Source organism: uncultured Duncaniella sp., assembly GCF_910577345.1.
Taxonomy (GTDB): domain Bacteria; phylum Bacteroidota; class Bacteroidia; order Bacteroidales; family Muribaculaceae; genus Duncaniella.
Window position 1 is genome coordinate 21925 of the sequence record NZ_CAJTMT010000029.1, and the last position, 18494, is coordinate 40418.

Annotated in this window: 11 protein-coding genes; 7 read left to right on the plus strand and 4 right to left on the minus strand. The window is 45.3% G+C overall.

The window, feature by feature from the left end:
• Positions 1-46: 46 nt before the first annotated feature.
• The 3 genes from QZ310_RS11205 to pepT form a co-directional block, all read right to left on the minus strand.
• Positions 47-1708 carry an AMP-binding protein gene (locus tag QZ310_RS11205; protein WP_297072819.1) on the minus strand — a complete coding sequence of 554 codons (1662 nt, stop codon included), beginning with the start codon at positions 1706-1708 and terminating at the stop codon, positions 47-49.
• A gap of 162 nt (positions 1709-1870) precedes the next feature.
• Positions 1871-2764, minus strand: a complete 894-nt coding sequence (gene miaA, locus QZ310_RS11210; RefSeq protein ID WP_297072821.1) for a tRNA (adenosine(37)-N6)-dimethylallyltransferase MiaA — start codon at positions 2762-2764, stop codon at positions 1871-1873.
• 26 nt (positions 2765-2790) lie between these two features.
• On the minus strand, positions 2791-4011 hold the full coding sequence (gene pepT / locus QZ310_RS11215; protein WP_297072823.1) for a peptidase T: 1221 nt from the start codon (positions 4009-4011) through the stop codon (positions 2791-2793).
• 183 nt (positions 4012-4194) lie between these two features.
• On the opposite strand from pepT, the gene QZ310_RS11220 reads away from it, so the two are divergent.
• From QZ310_RS11220 to QZ310_RS11230, 3 genes are all read left to right on the plus strand, one after another.
• Entirely contained in the window at positions 4195-7239 is a 3045-nt protein-coding gene (locus tag QZ310_RS11220; RefSeq protein ID WP_297072825.1) for a WYL domain-containing protein, read from the plus strand.
• A 120-nt stretch (positions 7240-7359) separates the two neighbouring features.
• A complete protein-coding gene (locus QZ310_RS11225; protein ID WP_297072826.1) occupies positions 7360-8982 on the plus strand; it encodes an ABC-F family ATP-binding cassette domain-containing protein in 1623 nt (540 codons plus the stop codon).
• Positions 8983-9506: 524 nt separating this feature from the next.
• The gene (locus QZ310_RS11230) at positions 9507-11090 is read left to right on the plus strand and encodes a leucine-rich repeat domain-containing protein (protein WP_297072828.1); all 1584 of its coding nucleotides are present in this window, start codon (positions 9507-9509) and stop codon (positions 11088-11090) included.
• Between the two features lie 746 nt (positions 11091-11836).
• Here QZ310_RS11230 and QZ310_RS13700 read toward each other — a convergent pair.
• Positions 11837-12037 carry a restriction endonuclease subunit S gene (locus QZ310_RS13700; protein ID WP_366522070.1) on the minus strand — a complete coding sequence of 67 codons (201 nt, stop codon included), beginning with the start codon at positions 12035-12037 and terminating at the stop codon, positions 11837-11839.
• A gap of 587 nt (positions 12038-12624) precedes the next feature.
• Here QZ310_RS13700 and QZ310_RS11235 point away from each other — a divergent pair.
• The 4 genes from QZ310_RS11235 to QZ310_RS11250 all read left to right on the plus strand — a co-directional run bounded on the left by QZ310_RS11235 (position 12625) and on the right by QZ310_RS11250 (position 18319).
• Positions 12625-12912, plus strand: a complete 288-nt coding sequence (locus tag QZ310_RS11235; protein WP_297072830.1) for a hypothetical protein — start codon at positions 12625-12627, stop codon at positions 12910-12912.
• A gap of 329 nt (positions 12913-13241) precedes the next feature.
• The gene (locus QZ310_RS11240) at positions 13242-16061 is read left to right on the plus strand and encodes a type I restriction endonuclease subunit R (RefSeq protein WP_297072832.1); all 2820 of its coding nucleotides are present in this window, start codon (positions 13242-13244) and stop codon (positions 16059-16061) included.
• A gap of 1 nt (position 16062) precedes the next feature.
• On the plus strand, positions 16063-16761 hold the full coding sequence (locus tag QZ310_RS11245; RefSeq protein WP_297072834.1) for a GIY-YIG nuclease family protein: 699 nt from the start codon (positions 16063-16065) through the stop codon (positions 16759-16761).
• A gap of 4 nt (positions 16762-16765) precedes the next feature.
• The gene (locus tag QZ310_RS11250) at positions 16766-18319 is read left to right on the plus strand and encodes a type I restriction-modification system subunit M (RefSeq protein ID WP_297072836.1); all 1554 of its coding nucleotides are present in this window, start codon (positions 16766-16768) and stop codon (positions 18317-18319) included.
• The last annotated feature ends 175 nt before the right edge of the window (positions 18320-18494 follow it).

Genomic DNA, 18494 nt, shown 5'->3' on the forward strand with positions numbered 1-18494 from the left:
TCGGTTTCCCTTGCAGGCTGTTCAGTTTCTTGTATGTATCAGAGAGTTACTTCGGTTGGTAGAGGTAACGTTTGATGGAGCGTTTGGGGGTCTTTTCGAATTCCTCGGTCATGAGCTCGAAGCGCTGTACCTGTGAATAGGCGGGAAGGTCGGAGTTGAGCGACTTGATGTTCTCACCCATGATGTCGGTCACGGCCTGATTGCTCAAACCCTGCGAAGTGATGCTTTCATAGTCGGGATAGATGAGGGCGACGAGACGGCCACCACCTGCGTCGATGACGAGCGATTCGGAAACGTAGGAGAGGTTGTTGAGCTTGTCCTCGATTTCCTCGGGGTAGATGTTCTGACCGGAGGGACCGAGAATCATGTTTTTGTCGCGACCGCGGATGTAGAGGAATCCGTCGGCATCGAAGTTGCAGATGTCACCTGTCGAGAGCCAGCCGTCAGCGCTCATAGCTGCTTCGGTAGCCTCGGGGTTCTTGTAGTAGCCGAGCATGACGTTCTCACCCTTGACATAGAGTATGCCGGGTTTGGTTGTGGGTTCCGGGGAGTCGATGATGGCTTCCACGCGGTCGACGATGCGTCCGCATGAGGCCATGCGGTTTTCGCGGGCGTTGGCGTAGGAGATGAGCGGGCCACATTCGGTCATGCCATAGCCGACGGTGTAGGGGAAGCCGATGCGGCGGAGGAACTTCTCGACATCGCGGTTGAGTCCGGCACCGCCTATGACAATTTCCTGAACGTTGCCGCCGAAGGTTTCGGTCAGACGGTCCTTGATTTTGCTGAGGAGACGCTCGTCGACGTAGGGAACCATGAGCATGAGTTTCATCAGGGGCTTCTCAAGCATCGGGAATACGCGTGTACGGATGATCTTCTCGATGATGAGGGGGACGGTGACGATGTAGCGCGGTTTCACCTTGGCGAAGGCATCCATGATGATGCGCGGCGAAGGGGTCTTGGTGAGGATGTGGATATGGTTGCCGCTGATGAAGGGACGGAGCATGTCGATGGTCAGTCCGTACATGTGGGCAAGCGGAAGCATACACACCACTCCGTCGCCGGGGTTTGTCGGGAGGAAGTCCATGCAGAACTGCACGTTTGACCAGAGGCTGCGGAAGGGGAGCATCACGCCTTTGGAGAAGCCGGTTGAACCGGAGGTGTAGCTGATGAGGCAGAGTTCCTCCTTGGTGTCGACGTGATATTTGACATCTTCCGGAGTGAAGCGGTCGGGGTAGCGCTGGCCGAAGAGTTCGTTGAGGTGGGCGCGCGTGTGGGTGAGGGTTTCGTCGTTGCTGTGGATAAGGGAGAAATCCTTGACAGACAGCGCTCCGAGGAGGGTGGTCATGGCCTCGGGGTTGAGATTCTCCCAGATGCTTTCGTCGATGATGGCGAGCTTGGCATCGCTGTGGTTGATGAGGTGCTGCACGTTGTCCGGCTTGAAGTCGGCAAGGATGGGAACGATGACTGCGCCGTAGGTGAGTGTTCCGATGAAGGAGACGCACCACATGGAGCTGTTTTTCGCACATAGCGCCACTTTGTCGCCGGGCTTTATGCCTGATTTCTCATAAAGAAGGTGGAGTTTGGCAATCTTGCGTGCCACGTCCTTGTAGGACATTGTCGCACCACCGAAATCAGTGAGTGCCGGAAGCTCCCAATAGTTGCGGACTGCATCTTGGAAGTATAAATTCAGGCTGTCGCGGGATGTCATTTTGTAGTCTTGGAAATTGATTTTGTAAAATGTATTCTGAATCACCTTCCTTCCGGCGGCTCACACCAGGGGATAGGAGGAAGCATCAATCAGAAAAAAATTTCTCATTCAGAAGAATTTCGTGCAAAAATAAGAAAAATAGAGCAGTCGGGCGGATTTTATTTAATTAATAAATCTTAACGCTTGCGGCAAAAGCGGTTCTGCCGGATCTAACAGCTTGACATCCGGGTCTTTCGAAAGCCAGAGCAATTGTTTCTTCGCATAGACACGGGTGTTTTTGGCTATGCGGGCAATCGCCGTCTCGCGGTCCATGATTCCGTCCATCATGGCGAAAAGTTCCTTGTAGCCGACAGTGTTGAGCGAGTTGAGATGGCGCAGCGGGTAGACCTTTCGAGCCTCTTCCTCCAGCCCTTCGGCAATCATGAGGCCGACGCGGCGGTTGATGCGGTCGAAAAGGCTCTGACGGTCATGGTTGATGGCGAGTTTGACGGTGCGGAAGGGGCGGGACTTTGCCTGGCCGGTGCGGAGGGAGGAGTAGGGCACGCCTGCCTGCAGGCAGATTTCGATTGCATGGACGAGGCGACGGTGGTTGGAGAGGTCGGCCACGGCGAGGTAGGCAGGGTCGAGTTGACGCAGCCGTTCGTGGAGTGCCGGAAGGCCACCTTTTTCGTAGAGTTCAAGGCAGTAGTCGCGGATTTCCTGTGAGATTGTCGGGAGTTGGTCGATGCCTTTGGTAATAGCGTCGATATACATCATGGAGCCTCCACACATAACGGCATAGTCGCTCTTTTGCCAGATGCGGTCGAGAATCGCGAGGGCATCTTCTTCGAAACGGGCAGCGGAATAGTAGTCGTGGAGGTCGAGGACACCGACAAGATGATGGCGCACGCGGGCAAGTTCTTCGGGCGTGGGCGCCGCGGTCCCGATAGGCAGACCACGGAAAAGCTGGCGCGAGTCAGCCGACACGATTTCCGTGTCGAGTGTCTCGGCCAGCTCTATGGCAAGTGAAGTCTTTCCGCTCGCAGTCGGTCCGGTGACAATTACGAGTGTTTTCAAGAATTCAAAAGTTCAGCTATGGACGATTATTTTTCGGCTACGAGACGTGCGATCTCGACGATGACCTGTGTGGCCTTCTCCATCGAGGGGATGGGCACGAATTCGTAGCGGCCGTGGAAGTTGAGACCGCCTGCGAAGATGTTGGGGCAGGGAAGACCTTTGAACGAGAGCTGCGCACCGTCTGTGCCGCCACGGATGGGCTGCACCTTGGGGGTGACTCCGGCATTTTCCATGGCCTTTACGGCAACGTCGATGATGTGCATGACAGGCTCGATTTTCTCACGCATGTTGTAGTACTGATCCTTGATTTCGATCGAGGCGCAATCGGGGAATTCGTTGTTGATTTTGCGGGTGAGGTGTTCGAGTTCTTTCTTGCGGCGCTCGAAACGGTCGCGGTCATGGTCGCGGATGATGTAGGTGAGGACAGTCTGCTCGACAGTTCCTTCGAAGGAAACGAGATGGTAGAATCCTTCGTAGCCTTCTGTGTGTTCGGGAGTTTCCCAGCGCGGGAGCATGATGACAAACTGGTTTGCCACGCGCATGGAGTTGAGCATCTTGTGTTTGGCATATCCGGGATGGACGTTGCGGCCTTTGAAGGTCACCTTTGCTACGGCTGCGTTGAAGTTCTCGTATTCGAGTTCGCCGATTTCACCGCCGTCCATCGTGTAGCCCCAGTCGGCACCGAAGAGGTCAACGTCAAATTTGTGTGCGCCCTGACCGATTTCCTCGTCGGGGTTGAAGGCGATGCGGATGTCGCCGTGCTTGATGTGGGGATGCTTGATGAGGTGGTCGATGGCGGTGATGATCTCAGCCACACCGGCCTTGTCGTCGGCACCGAGGAGGGTGTTGCCGTCGGTCACGATGAGGTCCTGGCCCACATAGTTGAGGAGCTCGGGGAACTGCGAGGGCGAGAGAGTCACGCCGTTGGCAGCGTTGAGGATGATGTCGCCACCGTCGTATTCCTCGACGATGCGGGGGCTGACATGACGGCCGCTCATGTCGGGCGACGTGTCGAGATGGGCGATGAAACCGACTGTCGGAACCTCATTGTCGACATTGCCCTTGAGGGTGGCCATAAGATACCCGTTTTCATCGAGGGTGATGTCGCTGAGACCCATTGCGCGAAGCTCCTTTTCGAGATGCTGCGCGAAAATCATCTGCCCCGGGGTCGAGGGGGTGAGATTGGTAAGCTCGTCACTCTGAGTGTCGAACTTCACATATTCTAAAAATCTATCGACTACTGTCATGGCGTAGGATTTACGGATTGTCAGTATTTTTTGTAAGTTTATTAATTCACAGCCACAAATTTAGTGACTTTTTCCCGTTTGGGCAACTTTAAAATTTAAATTGTTTTCTAATACATAAATAATTGGGAAAATATGCTTATTTTTGTTGTTTAGATTTTTTCAATAAAAAATTAACCTTATAAAATGATGAAACAACCTCCTTTTTGGCTTAAAGTCTCAAATAAATATGTAATTGAAAATTTTGAGCAACTGCTTAAGTATGTTAAGGCTTATATTTATGAGAAAGAAGAAGAAAGTGAAGATGGGGATTTTGGGCAAACATATAAATACCTAAAGGCAGTTGCCGATGACTATGCCATTGAAATCCGTAAATTAAGAGTTTTTCAGACTCCACAATTTGATGTCTCCGTTGAAAAAGTAGTGAGAATTATCTGTACAGCTATTCTTACAGGTAAAAAAATGGGTATTGATGATTTTCAATTGTTGACTGCTCTGATTAATCTGTTGATATTGAATAACAAACATATTGGAGCTGATATTGAACGTGAATATTTTAGGATAATAAAAAATTGTATAGCTCGCCGTCCGATTAATTGTTTCATGTTTTCATGGAATGATCTTGATTGTTCTCAATTTATGATAGGCTTGATTGAATCTAAATTGTCAAAGACTGAGTTTGTTGAGAGTTTGCCAGCTACAGTATACATATATGAGAATCGAGGATGTCTTGTGCTCAAAGATGAAATGTTGGTTTTGTCAAGCATGAATTACAATGATTATAAGATGAGGAAGATGAAGCCGGAATTCCGTACAGACTTCGGGATTGAGGTCAAATCTGAAAATCCTGTCACTGACGGTTCAATAGACAAGCTTCTTGAAGTCTATCCTTATATTTCTGGTGAATTTGATGATATGAAGCCTTCACATCTGCTTTTGCAAAAGACATATTCCGATAGTGAGACTATAATAGTCCGGATCAGGCAGAAAAGCGGTATTAAAGTAGAGGTGGAAACCATAGATCCAGAGTATATATATGAAAGAGGGAATGTGTTTTTAGACTCACAGATAGGTCTTATTCCGAAATCATATTTTCTGGAGTCTCTTAGTGTCGGGGATTATTTGCCTGTGGTCAGAAATCAGCATGACCATCTTCCTTTCCGCATAGATTTAAGACGGGTCGGGGAATTTATTTCAGATTATGTGCAGACTTGTATTGAGAATGGTCAGGATGTGCTTGCAATGAAGTCTGAAGATATAAAAGGTGGTGCTCGTTGGATTACAGAACTTGGATTGTCAGTCAATATATTTGATGGAGATGGCGTTGAAGAAGAAGTTAGGGATGACTGGAGAGTAGCACAAGACATGGGCTTGCTTTCTATCATAAGGATTCATTCAAAGTTAATGGATTCAAAGAGTAATTGTCTTGTCAAGGGGCGTTTTATTGAGATAGCGTCTTCCTATGAAGAGGAGATAATCGATTTCATGACGATAGATCAATTCAAGCAACAGGCTTATTCGGCATTTATTGATGAGTTCAAAAAAAATATATATGCTAACCGTCCTTATAAAGAATCAACAGATGTAATTGAGCAAATGACTGACGATACGGTGCATCTACTTGGCGTATTGACATATCAGCTTGCCATGAAACAAAATAGCGGGGATTCTGCGATGCGAGTCGAAGAGCTTATAGTCGCAATGTTGGTTATGAGAATGGTGGATATTTCAGAAGAGTCAGATTTTGTCAGAGCCCAACTTGACTATCAGAAAGCGGTTATACTTTTTGCAAAAGGTGTCACGCCGACGGCTCTTCCGTGTTTGCAGCATGTTAATACAGAGTTGGACGAGATGGTAGAATGTTTAAAAATTGTAGATGTCATACGTCAGTATAAAGAATACACTGATATTAGTGCCAAACTACATACTTCGCTAATTGCAGAAAAGGATAGCAGTACGACTTACAATATTGTAAGAGAGCTCGTCAAGGCATCGAACAGTTTACTATATAAGATTGATAAATCAGAAATAAATCGTATAAAAAAGACGATCTGTGGTCATTTGAATGTGATGGATCAATATGTTGATATTTATGATAAATCCACGAATTATGGTGTGGAAAGTGATTTTTTGGAATTTAAAGTATCATGTGTCTTGCCGCCAAATGAAATTCGGTCGTCATCGATTCTACGGGATATGGAATTTCAAAAATGGACTATTTTAAAGGCCGTTTGTGCATTTTTGAATTCAATGAGTGGAGGAGAATTGCTTATTGGTGTGGCAGATTCAGGATTTGCCGTTGGTATACAGAATGACATAGATATTTTATTTCACGAACGAATAATTTCAGAACCGACTGCGGATAGACTACGTACCTACATAAAGCTTTTTATAGATAGAGGTTTCGTTACTTGTGATAAAAAAGTTTCAGGGACAGCTATCACAGCAGGAAGAGTACAATGTATAATTGAACAAAATAGTGAGAACTGTGAGATTATACGTATAAGGGTTGCTCCTTATCCTTGGGACGTAGTGAAGATTTCATATCAGGATAGACCAAGTGGTTTCCATGATGTTTACATCCGTACTTCAGGAGCATCAACACCAATGACAAATTCAGGCGTGCGAGATGTTAAGCTCCGGAAGATGAAGGCAATTGATAAGGGACATTATAAAATTGCACGTATTCTTCAAGCAATTGATGATAAGGTCGTAGTTGAGATTAGTAATTATAGTGGTGCTGATGGAATTAGTAAGAGACGACTTGAGCCATATAAGATTTTTAACAACAAGGCTTTTTTGGCTTATGATATAGTTAAGCGAGATATGCGCATGTTTAAGTTTTCAAGGTTTAGAGGTGCGGACCTTAAATTAACTTCTGAAAAATGGAAGTATCAGAAAAGGCATATAAATCGGAATCTCGATATTTTCGGTATGATTGAGACAGAGGATTTTCAAAAGACAAATTTAAAATTAAAACTGACAGATTATGCTAGGAATTTATTGATTGAAGAATGTGAATGTGAGTACTCTGAAGATAATATAGTGTTAAGGATGATTTCAAATAATAATGAACCCGATAATTATCATTATCCTTGGGTTCTTGATGTCGAGGTTAACAGTTTTGTTGGAATTGGACGTTTTGTACTCGGTCTACCGGGCCATATTAAGATAACAGATAGTGAGGAGTTTATTGAGTATCTGAAATCTCAAATAAAATCTTTATGTTAATATGTTTTTGAATTTAATAAAGAGCTTGGAATAGCGATTACTGAGTATAAAAATAATATATAAATTCAATATCTGCCGGATATTTAGTAGCTTTGCAGTAAATTTCGGCAATTTAATATTATGGTATCAGTAGATGCGCTCACCGTTGAGTTCGGTGGCACCACCTTGTTCAAAGATATATCGTTCGTCATCAACCCCAAGGACCGTATTGCCCTCATGGGCAAGAACGGAGCCGGCAAGAGCACACTGCTCAAGATTCTGGCCGGAGTCCGGCAGCCGACGAGAGGAACCGTGTCGGCTCCGAAGGACTGCACAATCTGCTATCTTCCACAGCACTTGATGACTGAAGATGGGCGGACTGTATTCGAGGAGGCCTCACAGGCATTTTCCCACCTGCGCGAGATGGAAGCGGAGATTGAAGCCATGAATGAGGAGCTTGCCACACGTACGGACTACGAAAGCGATTCCTACATGGCGTTGATTGAAAAGGTGGCAACTGCGAGTGAGAAGTTCTATGCGATTGACATGACCCACTTTGAGGAGGATGTCGAGAAGGCGCTGCTTGGTCTCGGTTTCAAGCGCGGTGATTTCGACCGTCCGACCTCGGAATTCTCCGGCGGTTGGCGCATGAGAATCGAGCTTGCAAAACTGTTGTTGCGCAAGCCGGATGTGCTTCTGCTCGACGAGCCTACGAACCATCTTGACATTGAGTCTATCGGTTGGCTTGAAGACTTCATCATCAACAGTCCGATGGCCGTTGTGGTTATAAGCCATGACCGCCGCTTCATTGACAATATCACCACCCGTACGATCGAGGTCACTCTCGGACGCATATATGACTATAAGGCTACCTATAGTCACTACCTCGAACTGCGCAAGGAGCGCCGTCAGCAACAGCAGAAACAATATGACGATCAGCAGAAGCAGATTGCCGAGGCGCGCGAGTTCATAGAGCGTTTCAAAGGCACTTATTCAAAGACATATCAGGTCCAGAGCAAGGTGAAGTGGCTTGAGAAACTGGAGATTGTCGAGGTTGACGAGGAGGACACTTCGGCATTGCGCCTTAAGTTTCCGCCGTGTCCGCGAAGCGGCAACTATCCGGTGATAGCCGAGAGAGTGGGGAAGAGCTACGACGGTGTTCCTGTTTTTTCAGGAGCATCATTTACGATCGAGCGTGGCGACAAGGTCGCTTTTGCAGGCAGGAATGGCGAGGGTAAGTCCACGATGGTCAAGGCGATAATGAAGGAGATTGCACACGACGGCGTCCTGACGCTCGGCCATAACGTGAAAATCGGATATTTTGCCCAGAACAGTGCCTCGCTTCTTGATGAGGAACTGACAGTTTTCCAGACAATTGATGATATTGCTGTCGGTGATATAAGGCTGAAGATACGCGACCTCCTCGGAGCATTCATGTTTGGCGGAGAGGAGAATCAGAAGAAAGTCAAGGTGCTGTCAGGAGGTGAACGTGTGCGCTTGTGTATGGTGAAACTTCTGCTCGAACCTGTCAATCTCCTCATCCTTGACGAGCCGACAAATCACCTCGACCTGAAGACAAAGGATATTTTGAAACAGGCTTTGCGCGATTTCGACGGTACGATTATTGTGGTCAGCCATGACCGTGACTTCCTTGACGGACTTGTGACGAAGGTCTACGAGTTTGCCGACGGCCGTGTCCGCGAACACCTTGGCGACATCAACTACTTCCTCGAAAAGAAAAAGGCCGAGCAACAGGCGAATTGAATAAATATTTAGAATCCTCATATTCTAAAATATTAGGATAAACTTAAATAATTATTATTAAGTGTTGCCAATTTGGAGAAAATAAGATATAAAATGTGAAATTTTGTTGGATTGTATTGCTAATATAATTAAATTTGCAATAGGGATCTGTTAGTTCTCTACACTTGACATTTTACCGTTATGATGATGTGAGCTTTGACATAAATTTTTATAGATAGAAAACTCAACAAATCTATATTGGTTTATACAAGATGTTCCATGGGATATGTTTTCATAATCCCTTCCTGCTTAAAAATATATTTGAAACATACTTTTCATCAATCATTCACAAATGATTGGGAATCTGGGATACAACTAACATTTATCAAATTACCGATAATATACTGTTTCTTTATAGAAGAGAAAACAGTATTTTAATCGGATAAAATACAAACTCAACTCTTCTTATTCCCATGAGAATCAAAACACCTTTAGCTACGGCATTGTTGGCTTTTATCATCACATCATGCAATCAACAGGAAGTCATGCCGGAACCGAGCCCTATTGGGCTGACATTCAATGTGGCAGCCGACCCGATATCAAGAGCCACGACAAATGTGGCCGACCAGGATCCGATAAGAGCCTTCATGTATGTCAGTGATATTACGACAGGGAAAGTAGTCACATTGGCACAACAATCTGCTCTTGAAAACGGTCTGTTTCAATTCTCAATCGAACTTGACAGAAACCATAAGTATACGGTTGCGTTTTGGGCGGATGCCGGTGATTATAACATTGATTCGGCTGAAGGTCTGAAAAATATACGCTATACCAACTCTTCGACCCAGGCACCAAAGATTGCCTATACGGCTAAACTGGAAAATTTCACACCTACAGAAAGCGTAAGGAGCGTGACTCTCCAACATGCGGTTGGCAAGCTTGTTGTCCGCGAGACAAGCAATCTGAATACGGGTGATAAAGTCACTGTATCATTCACCCGCACCAACTATCGCTACTCAGCGGTAGAAGACCGATACACTGATGACAATTCAACTACCCCCATAAGCCATACATTGACGGTTGACAACTCGACGAATACGGGAGATATAATCACTCTGTACATGCTCGCTCCCAATACGCCCAACGAACCTGTCATGATTGTAAACGATTTTAAACTCTCGTATCTTCCTGTCAATGAATCTACAAGTCATTCCAAGTCTATTTCACTCGTGCCGTTCCAAGCCAATCACCGGACATTGATTGCCGGAAATTTCATGAGTCTTGCGAAAGTCAATCAGGCGTTCTCCGTAGGTCTTGATACTAATTGGAATAGTCTCACGCCTGAAGGTGACGAAAATAAATCAGAAAACGGAACCGAACAGGATCCCACACCGGGCACAAATCCGGAGATTACACTGACAAATACACAACGCTTGACGGAAGCAATGCTCAATGAAACGGTCGGTAGCGGAAACGCGCTTAAAATCAACGGCCCGATGAAAGATGCCGATTTCGATGTATTGAGAGAATGGTTGTCAACAGGACAAGGAGCATCGAAGAGGCTCGCGCTTGATCTCGGAAGTGCATCTTTCACATCCATGCCGGAATCAGCCTTCTCCACTGACGGCCTTGATATATTTGAGGAGACAGCAGTAAATCCCACCACCGGCCTTGCCTCTATTGTCCTCCCGTCGGGATTGACAGCCATATCCGCAGGTGCATTTCTTGATTGTGTCAATCTCCATACCGTCACCATACCGTCAACTGTCACAACAATTGAAGAGCTTGCATTTTACCGTAGCGGCATCACGAAACTCGATGCACCGTCCGTCACTGTTGTCAATGGCGATGCATGTGGGGAGTGCGAGAATCTGACGACTGTTGTCCTCGGTAATATCACGAAAATCGCCACTAACGCATTCCGCAAAAGCCAGAATATAACGACAATGGACCTCACCAGATGCACAGCCATGCCGACAGGGAATTATGCACCATTTGGCAACCAAGCATACGCACCCACCAATATGACAGTCTATGTAGCTACAGCCACCATAATGGAAGCGTTCAAGAACAATCCGATGTGGAATATCTATGATTTCAATTGGGTGGTCGGGACACCGTCACTGTGACACGGTGCATTCTGTTCAATCATAATCCTGTACGGGAATTCGATAAAAGAATACTTACACATAAACATAAGATAGTCGGCCATCTAATTTGAAGTTAAATGGCCGACCATTTGTTCATGATTCAGACTTCTTTATGACCCATGTGGCGTTATTCTTTGCTCCAATACGAGAGAGGATTGCTATCTCTTTGAGGGAGGTGATGGCGTGATCAACTATTCGGTTGCTCAATCCGATTTTAGTTGCAATGACTGCGATTGAGATTGGCATCTCCTTCAAGGAAAGGTGTACGGTTAATGACAATGGTGTTTCCAAAACGTCATTTTGGCGTTTAGCATTATCTAAAACGTCAGGCTGACTTATAGAGCCCCTGTTGAGTTCCAGCTATCAAGATTGTGGTTATGCGCTTTCATATGATATTGATTATTCTTCAGCAAATTAATAGAATTCTCAGAAGATAACATGAAGAAACACTAAAACCGCAACCATTGATTCCTCAATTATTATTAACTTTGCAACTTCGGATAATGTGGGTTATCAGTTATAATCAGGGCCCTGGCATTGATGCGCCGAAGCATATCGGCAGCAGGCTCATCCGACGGGGCTTGCGGAGCGAGTTTGCCTTGCATAGCCAGTTCTATGATTTTGGACTTTATTGTAGGGATGCACTCTTTTAGTGATATTGTATTTTTCTCTAACAATGTAATGCGCTCAAACCAGCTTTCAACTGCTTTAATAATTCTTGTTTGTTATTGAATCGGAGGAATAGGTATGGGCACTTCCTCAATCTTAGCTACTGATAGCCTCGGCTGGGCGGTAGCCGTTGCATATTGATTCAGATTGAGAAATTTAAGAAAATATCGCCATAACAACGGCTCAGTATTAGCAAAATAATCAGCTACTAGAGCATGTTCAGTAGCATAGAACTTGCCATATTGATATTTCCGCATAAAGCTCCCTGCCTGCCAACGGGGTATAACCCTTCATGATTATATTTTGGTAAATATCCCCGTATGCCATTATCACCATAACATGGATATAGTGATTCATCTAAACACTCTTTAAGTTCAAATGCTTGTATATTTTTACCAGCTTGCAGTGAGAATATTTCGCCAAGTGTAGTCCATTCCAAGAGTTCTGGATTTCAAACTTCTGATAATGGGATATATGTAATTTAAATCTCTATGCTAATTTAGTGGAAGCATGGGGATTAAGGTTATCCAGTCGGGGTGTAGATGCGTTTCAGGCGCGTAAAGATGTGGGTGTGGCGGAGGGATTCGCGGTAGGCGATGTCCTGTTGCTATTGGCCAGTTTGCCAGTCGCGGTATTGTTTGGGGAAATTCTCGCGGTAGAATTGTCCGAAGGCGATAGTTTCTGCATTGTCGTTATACCGGTGGTAGAGCTACACGATGCGTTGTATATTAGAGGTGCTTAAGCGGACTCAATCATCGACGAAGTCGCTTTGCAGCGATAATAATGATAAAACTGCAAAGAACGGAGACCTCGATGTTACTAAGTGAATGTTGAGGTTATTCGGTTGTTTGAGAACGTTATCGTCCGCGCATTCTGCATAATAGAGCGGATATTGCTGAAAGCGGCATATTGGGATGAGTTCCGCGATGTTGATATAAATGAGCGTCAGCGCAAGGTAATCAACCGTCTTTGGGATGGCTTTGAGGGAAAACTGACATCTTCAAAATGGGCGAAGTTATGCAGTTGCTCGCAGGACACAGCGTTACGCGACATCAACGACCTTATAGCCAAAGGTATGCTCCGCAATAGCGGCGAGGGTGGACGCAGCGCCAACTACCTCCTGCCGGAATAATCATTTGTCTTTGAGGCTTTGATTTATGTAATATTATATTATTTACGATTTACCTGATGAGAACCCCTCCGTTTGAACTTGTGCAAAAAATGCACAAGTTGAATCCCAATCAAGTCCACCATCTTGGTAGATCCATTTGATGTGACGTTGTATAATCGGGCAGTAAAAATGAAACAACTCTGAAAATTGACCGTATATCAGCGAAACTATCTATCTCAAAAAATACGAAAATTACGAAGATATATCACTTTTAAGACCCTGAAAGCCATATATCTTGCGAAAATTCACTAACTTTGCATATTATATCCCTAATGTAAGCAATTAAGGAAATGGCAATACAGAGCGAGGCTGCATTGGAAGCAGGGCTTATCGAGGCTCTTCAGAAGATGAATTATGAGTATGTTCAGATTGAAGAAGAAACCAACCTTAAATCTAATTTCAAGAAGCAGCTTGAAATACATAACAAGAAGGCTCTTGCTGAAATAGGCAGAGAGCATCTGACAGACGGAGAGTTCGAGAAAGTTCTGATTCACCTTGAAGGCGGTACGCGCTTCGAGAAAGCGAAGAAGCTACGCGATTTGTTCCCTCTGGAAACAGAGGACGGGCAGCGTGTGTGGCTACAGTTTCTCAACAAGAAAAATTGGTGCCAGAATGAGTTTCAGGTTTCCAATCAGATAACGATTGAGGACCGTAAGAAATGTCGTTATGACGTGACCATCCTCATCAACGGCTTGCCTTTGGTGCAGATTGAATTGAAGCGTCGTGGCATAGAACTGAAACAGGCATACAATCAGATTCAGCGTTACCACAAGACTTCATTCCACGGACTGTTCGACTACATCCAAATATTTGTCATTTCCAACGGTGTAAACACACGCTACTTTGCCAACACTCCAAATTTAGGATATAAGTTCACATTCAACTGGACTGATAGATCAAACAATCCTTTTAACGAATTGAGTCTTTTCGCTGCTGATTTCCTTGACAAGTGTACTCTTGGCAAGATGATTAGCAAATATGTTGTGATGCACGAGGGTGATAAGTCGCTCATGGTGCTTCGCCCATATCAGTATTATGCTGTTGAGGAGATTATCGACAAGGTGCAGAACACCAACCGCAACGGATACATTTGGCATACCACCGGAGCAGGAAAGACGTTGACCTCATTCAAAGCCGCGCAGCTTGTTTCCGAACTTGACGGTATTGATAAGGTTATGTTTGTAGTTGACCGCCACGACCTCGACACTCAGACACAATCGGAATATGATGCTTTTGAGCCGGGTGCGGTTGACAGTACATCAGACACAAGCGAACTTACGCGCCGTCTGCAAAGTGATTCCAAAATCATCATTACGACCATTCAGAAACTCAATGCCGCAGTTACCCGTCCGTGGTACAGCAGTAAACTTCAGGAGATAAAGGATAGCCGCATTGTGATGATCTTCGACGAGTGCCACCGAAGCCATTTCGGTGACAGCCATAAGAATATCGTCAAGTTCTTCAACAACTTACAGATATTCGGCTTTACCGGTACGCCAATTTTTGCTGAAAATTCCACCGATAAGCATACTACAAAGGAAATTTTCGGAAAATGTCTCCACAAATATCTCATCAAGGATGCCATCGCTGACGAGAATGTACTTGGTTTCCTTGTAGAATATTATCATGGTAATACAGATGTGAACAACGGCAACCAAAACCGTATGCGCGAGATTGCACAGTTCATTCTCAACAATTACAACAAATCCACCTATGACGGTGAGTTTGACGCTCTGTTTGCAGTGCAGTCAGTTCCGATGCTTGTCAAATATTACAAGATTTTCAAGGAATTAAATCCGAAAATCCGCATTGGAGCAATCTTTACCTACGCTGCCAATGACAGTCAGGACGATGAAACCACAGGGATGTCAAGCGGTTCATTTGTAAGTGACCGTGTAGCCGGTGCTGATGACATGGAGGATATTATCAATGACTATAACGAGATGTATGGTACATCATTCTCATTGCAGAATTTCCGCGCATATTATGATGATGTCAATCTCCGATTGAAAAAGAAGAAGCCGGATATGCTCTCGCTCGACCTCTGCCTCGTTGTCGGCATGTTTCTCACCGGTTTTGACTCCAAGAAACTCAACACGCTTTATATTGACAAGAATCTTGAATACCACGGTCTGTTACAGGCTTTCAGCCGTACCAACCGCGTGCTCAACGAGCGCAAACGCTTCGGCAAGATTGTCTGCTTCCGTGATTTGAAGTCTAATGTCGATGCTGCAATTAAACTATTCAGCAATGGAGGAGAAGAAGGTATTATCCGAGAACCGTATGATAGTGTCAAGAAAGAGTATGTCGATTTGACAAAAGAATTTCTTGAACACTATCCTGACTCGCGTGTGGTAGATTATCTGCAAAACGAGGAGGATAAGCGAAAATTCATCTTGGCGTTCCGTGACATTATCCGCAAGCACGCTGAAATTCAGATATACGAGGATTTCAACGAAGAAGACCCGGATTTCCCCATGGACGAGCAACTCTACATGGATTTCCGGAGCAAGTATCTTGACATACACGACACGTTCATGGATTCTAAGACCGTGAAAGATTCCACCCCGGCAGATGATGCTGGAGAGTCAGAGCCGACACTTGATGATATAGATTTCTGTCTGGAACTTCTCCACAGCGACATAATCAACGTGGCCTATATCCTCAGTCTTATTGCTGACCTTGACCCGAATGCCGAGGATTATCCTGAAAAACGTCAGGAGATTCTCGACACTATGATTAAGGATGCTGAACTGCGTAGCAAGACACAACTCATTGACGGCTTCATTCTCCAGACGGTCGATAATGACAAGGACGGTTTCATGCGTGACAAGAAGGCCGATGGAAGCATTGACCTTGAAGAGCGTCTCAACCAATATATCCGTCAGGAGAAAGGTCGTGCCATCGAACGAATCGCACAAGAGGAAGAGATCCCTGTTGAGATAATCAACCGCTATATGTCGGAATACGATTATGTGCAGAAAGAGCAGACTGAGATTATACAGGAAGCCTTGAAAGACAAGAAACTTGGTCTTGTGGCCCGTCGCCGTACCATTAAGCGTATCATTGACCGTCTCCGCAATATTATAAGAACATTCAGCTGGGATTGATATGAAAGCAACGAAAACGATAGGCACTAAAATTATAGAACCCGGCTACGTCTATATTCTGACGAATCCAAGTTTCCGCGAGGACTGGGTTAAAATCGGCAAGAGCAGCCGTCCTGTTGATATACGCTCAAAGGAACTTGACAATACAGCCGTGCCATTGCCGTTTGAAATTTTCGCCACAATGCATACTGTGAAATTCAACGAGGTTGAGAAACTGGTTCATAAAACCATTGACCGCCTGACAGATTTGCGAATCCGTCAGAACCGCGAATTTTTCAACGTACCGCCCCAAGTGGCACTCGATATATTCAACGACATCGCCCAGACCATTGACGATGCCGTTGTCACCGAATACCGCGATAACAAGCCTATCATCAAGGAAGAACCCAATCCGGAGCCAACGCCTAATAAAAGAGAGGTCAAGCGTGCTCGCTTCAAATTCTCTATGGTGGGCATCAAAATTGGCGACTACATCATCTTTGACCCCACCGGAGTTAGTGTGAAAGTGGCGAGCGATGACTCCGTTGAGTATCAAGACCGCATTTACAAACTATCACCGTTTGTAGGAACTTTTATGCCGGAGGAAAGGCGCAATACCTCCGGGGCATACCAAGGCTCCAAATATTTCTCTTTCAATGGGAAAGTTTTGGACGATATGCGCAAAGAATTAGAAACGACATCCGAAGAAATATCAGAATAAGATCATGAGCGAGGAACTCCAACAAAAACTGCGTACTCAGCTTTGGGCTGTTGCCAATAACCTGCGCGGTAATATGTCTGCCAACGAATTCATGTATTTCTCACTTGGCTTCATTTTCTATAAATACCTTTCAGAGAAAATTGAGAAATATGCTGATCAGGCTCTTGAAAATGATGAGATAACTTTCAAGCAACTTTGGGAAAGTCAGGAAGAAGATGCCGTTGAACTCCAAGACGAAGTTAAGAAACAATGTCTGGAGAATATCGGATATTTCGTTGAACCTCAATATCTCTTTACTTCAATCATTGACCGTATTAACCGTAAGGAGAATATCCTTCCCCAATTAGAGCGTTCGTTGAAACGCATTGAGGACAGCACTCTTGGTCAGGAGAGCGAGGAAGATTTTGGAGGTCTTTTCTCGGATATTGATTTGGCATCGCCTAAACTTGGCAAGACTGCCGATGACAAGAACAACCTTATCAGCAGTGTACTCACCGCACTCAATGGCATTGACTTCGGTGCTGACGAGGCAACTCAGATTGATATTCTCGGTGATGCTTATGAATATATGATTTCGCAGTTTGCCGCCGGTGCAGGTAAAAAGGCCGGTGAATTCTACACCCCACAGGAGGTTAGCCGCATTCTCGCTGAGATTGTAACACTTGGACACGCACGTTTACGCAATGTCTATGACCCCACTTGCGGTTCCGGCTCTCTGCTTATCCGTGCCGCCAATATCGGTAATGCAGTAGAGATATTTGGACAGGAGAAGAATCCTACCACCTACAATCTTGCCCGCATGAACATGCTACTCCACGGCATCAAGTTCAGCAATTTCAAGATTGAGAACGGCGATACCCTCGAAGCCGATGCTTTCGAAGAACGTCAGTTTGATGCAGTTGTCGCAAACCCTCCTTTCTCCGCAGAATGGAGTGCCGCCGATAAGTTCAACAACGATGACCGTTTCAGCAAAGCCGGACGTTTGGCTCCTCGCAAAACCGCAGACTACGCATTTATCCTTCACATGATCTATCACCTCAACGACGGTGGCACAATGGCTTGTGTCGCGCCTCATGGTGTGCTGTTCCGAGGAAACGCCGAGGGTGCTATCCGCCGTTTCCTTATAGAAAACAAAAACTATGTGGACGCCATCATAGGACTTCCGGCAAATATCTTCTACGGCACATCGATACCTACCTGCATCATAGTGATGAAGAAATGTCGTAAGGAAGATGACAATATACTCTTCATCGACGCCAGCAAGGAGTTTGAAAAGGTTAAGACTCAGAACAAGCTCCGTGAGGAACATATCCGTAAGATTGTTGAGACTTACCGCGACCGCAAGGAGATTGAGAAATACAGCCATTGCGCAACCCTTCAGGAGATTGTCGACAACAACTACAATCTCAATATTCCCCGATATGTTGACACATTCGAGGAAGAAGAGCCTATCGACATCAAGGCTGTCATGGCTGAAATCAAGGAATTGGAAGCCAAACGCGCTGACCTTGACAAAGAGATTGAGGGCTACCTCCGTGAACTTGGTATCGTTGAATAATCTCAAAGGCAATCCCTATGGCACAAGATAAAGACCTCAAAACCCCTAATATTCCACCTTTGCGCTTTCCCGACTTCACCGACGAGTGGAAAAAGGTTACACTTGGAGAAATTGGCATTGGATTCAATTATGGATTGAATGCACCAGCTAAAGAATATGATGGCATGAATAAGTA

Bases quoted from the DNA above. Each gene is read 5' to 3' on its own strand.
- QZ310_RS11240 (WP_297072832.1), top strand. From the start codon at position 13,242: ATGGCAATACAGAGCGAGGCTGCATTGGAAGCAGGGCTTATCGAGGCT.
- QZ310_RS13700 (WP_366522070.1), bottom strand. From the start codon at position 12,037: ATGCGGAAATATCAATATGGCAAGTTCTATGCTACTGAACATGCTCTA.
- pepT (WP_297072823.1), bottom strand. From the start codon at position 4,011: ATGACAGTAGTCGATAGATTTTTAGAATATGTGAAGTTCGACACTCAG.
- QZ310_RS11250 (WP_297072836.1), top strand. From the start codon at position 16,766: ATGAGCGAGGAACTCCAACAAAAACTGCGTACTCAGCTTTGGGCTGTT.
- QZ310_RS11205 (WP_297072819.1), bottom strand. From the start codon at position 1,708: ATGACATCCCGCGACAGCCTGAATTTATACTTCCAAGATGCAGTCCGC.
- QZ310_RS11230 (WP_297072828.1), top strand. From the start codon at position 9,507: ATGCCGGAACCGAGCCCTATTGGGCTGACATTCAATGTGGCAGCCGAC.
- QZ310_RS11225 (WP_297072826.1), top strand. From the start codon at position 7,360: ATGGTATCAGTAGATGCGCTCACCGTTGAGTTCGGTGGCACCACCTTG.
- QZ310_RS11245 (WP_297072834.1), top strand. From the start codon at position 16,063: ATGAAAGCAACGAAAACGATAGGCACTAAAATTATAGAACCCGGCTAC.
- QZ310_RS11220 (WP_297072825.1), top strand. From the start codon at position 4,195: ATGATGAAACAACCTCCTTTTTGGCTTAAAGTCTCAAATAAATATGTA.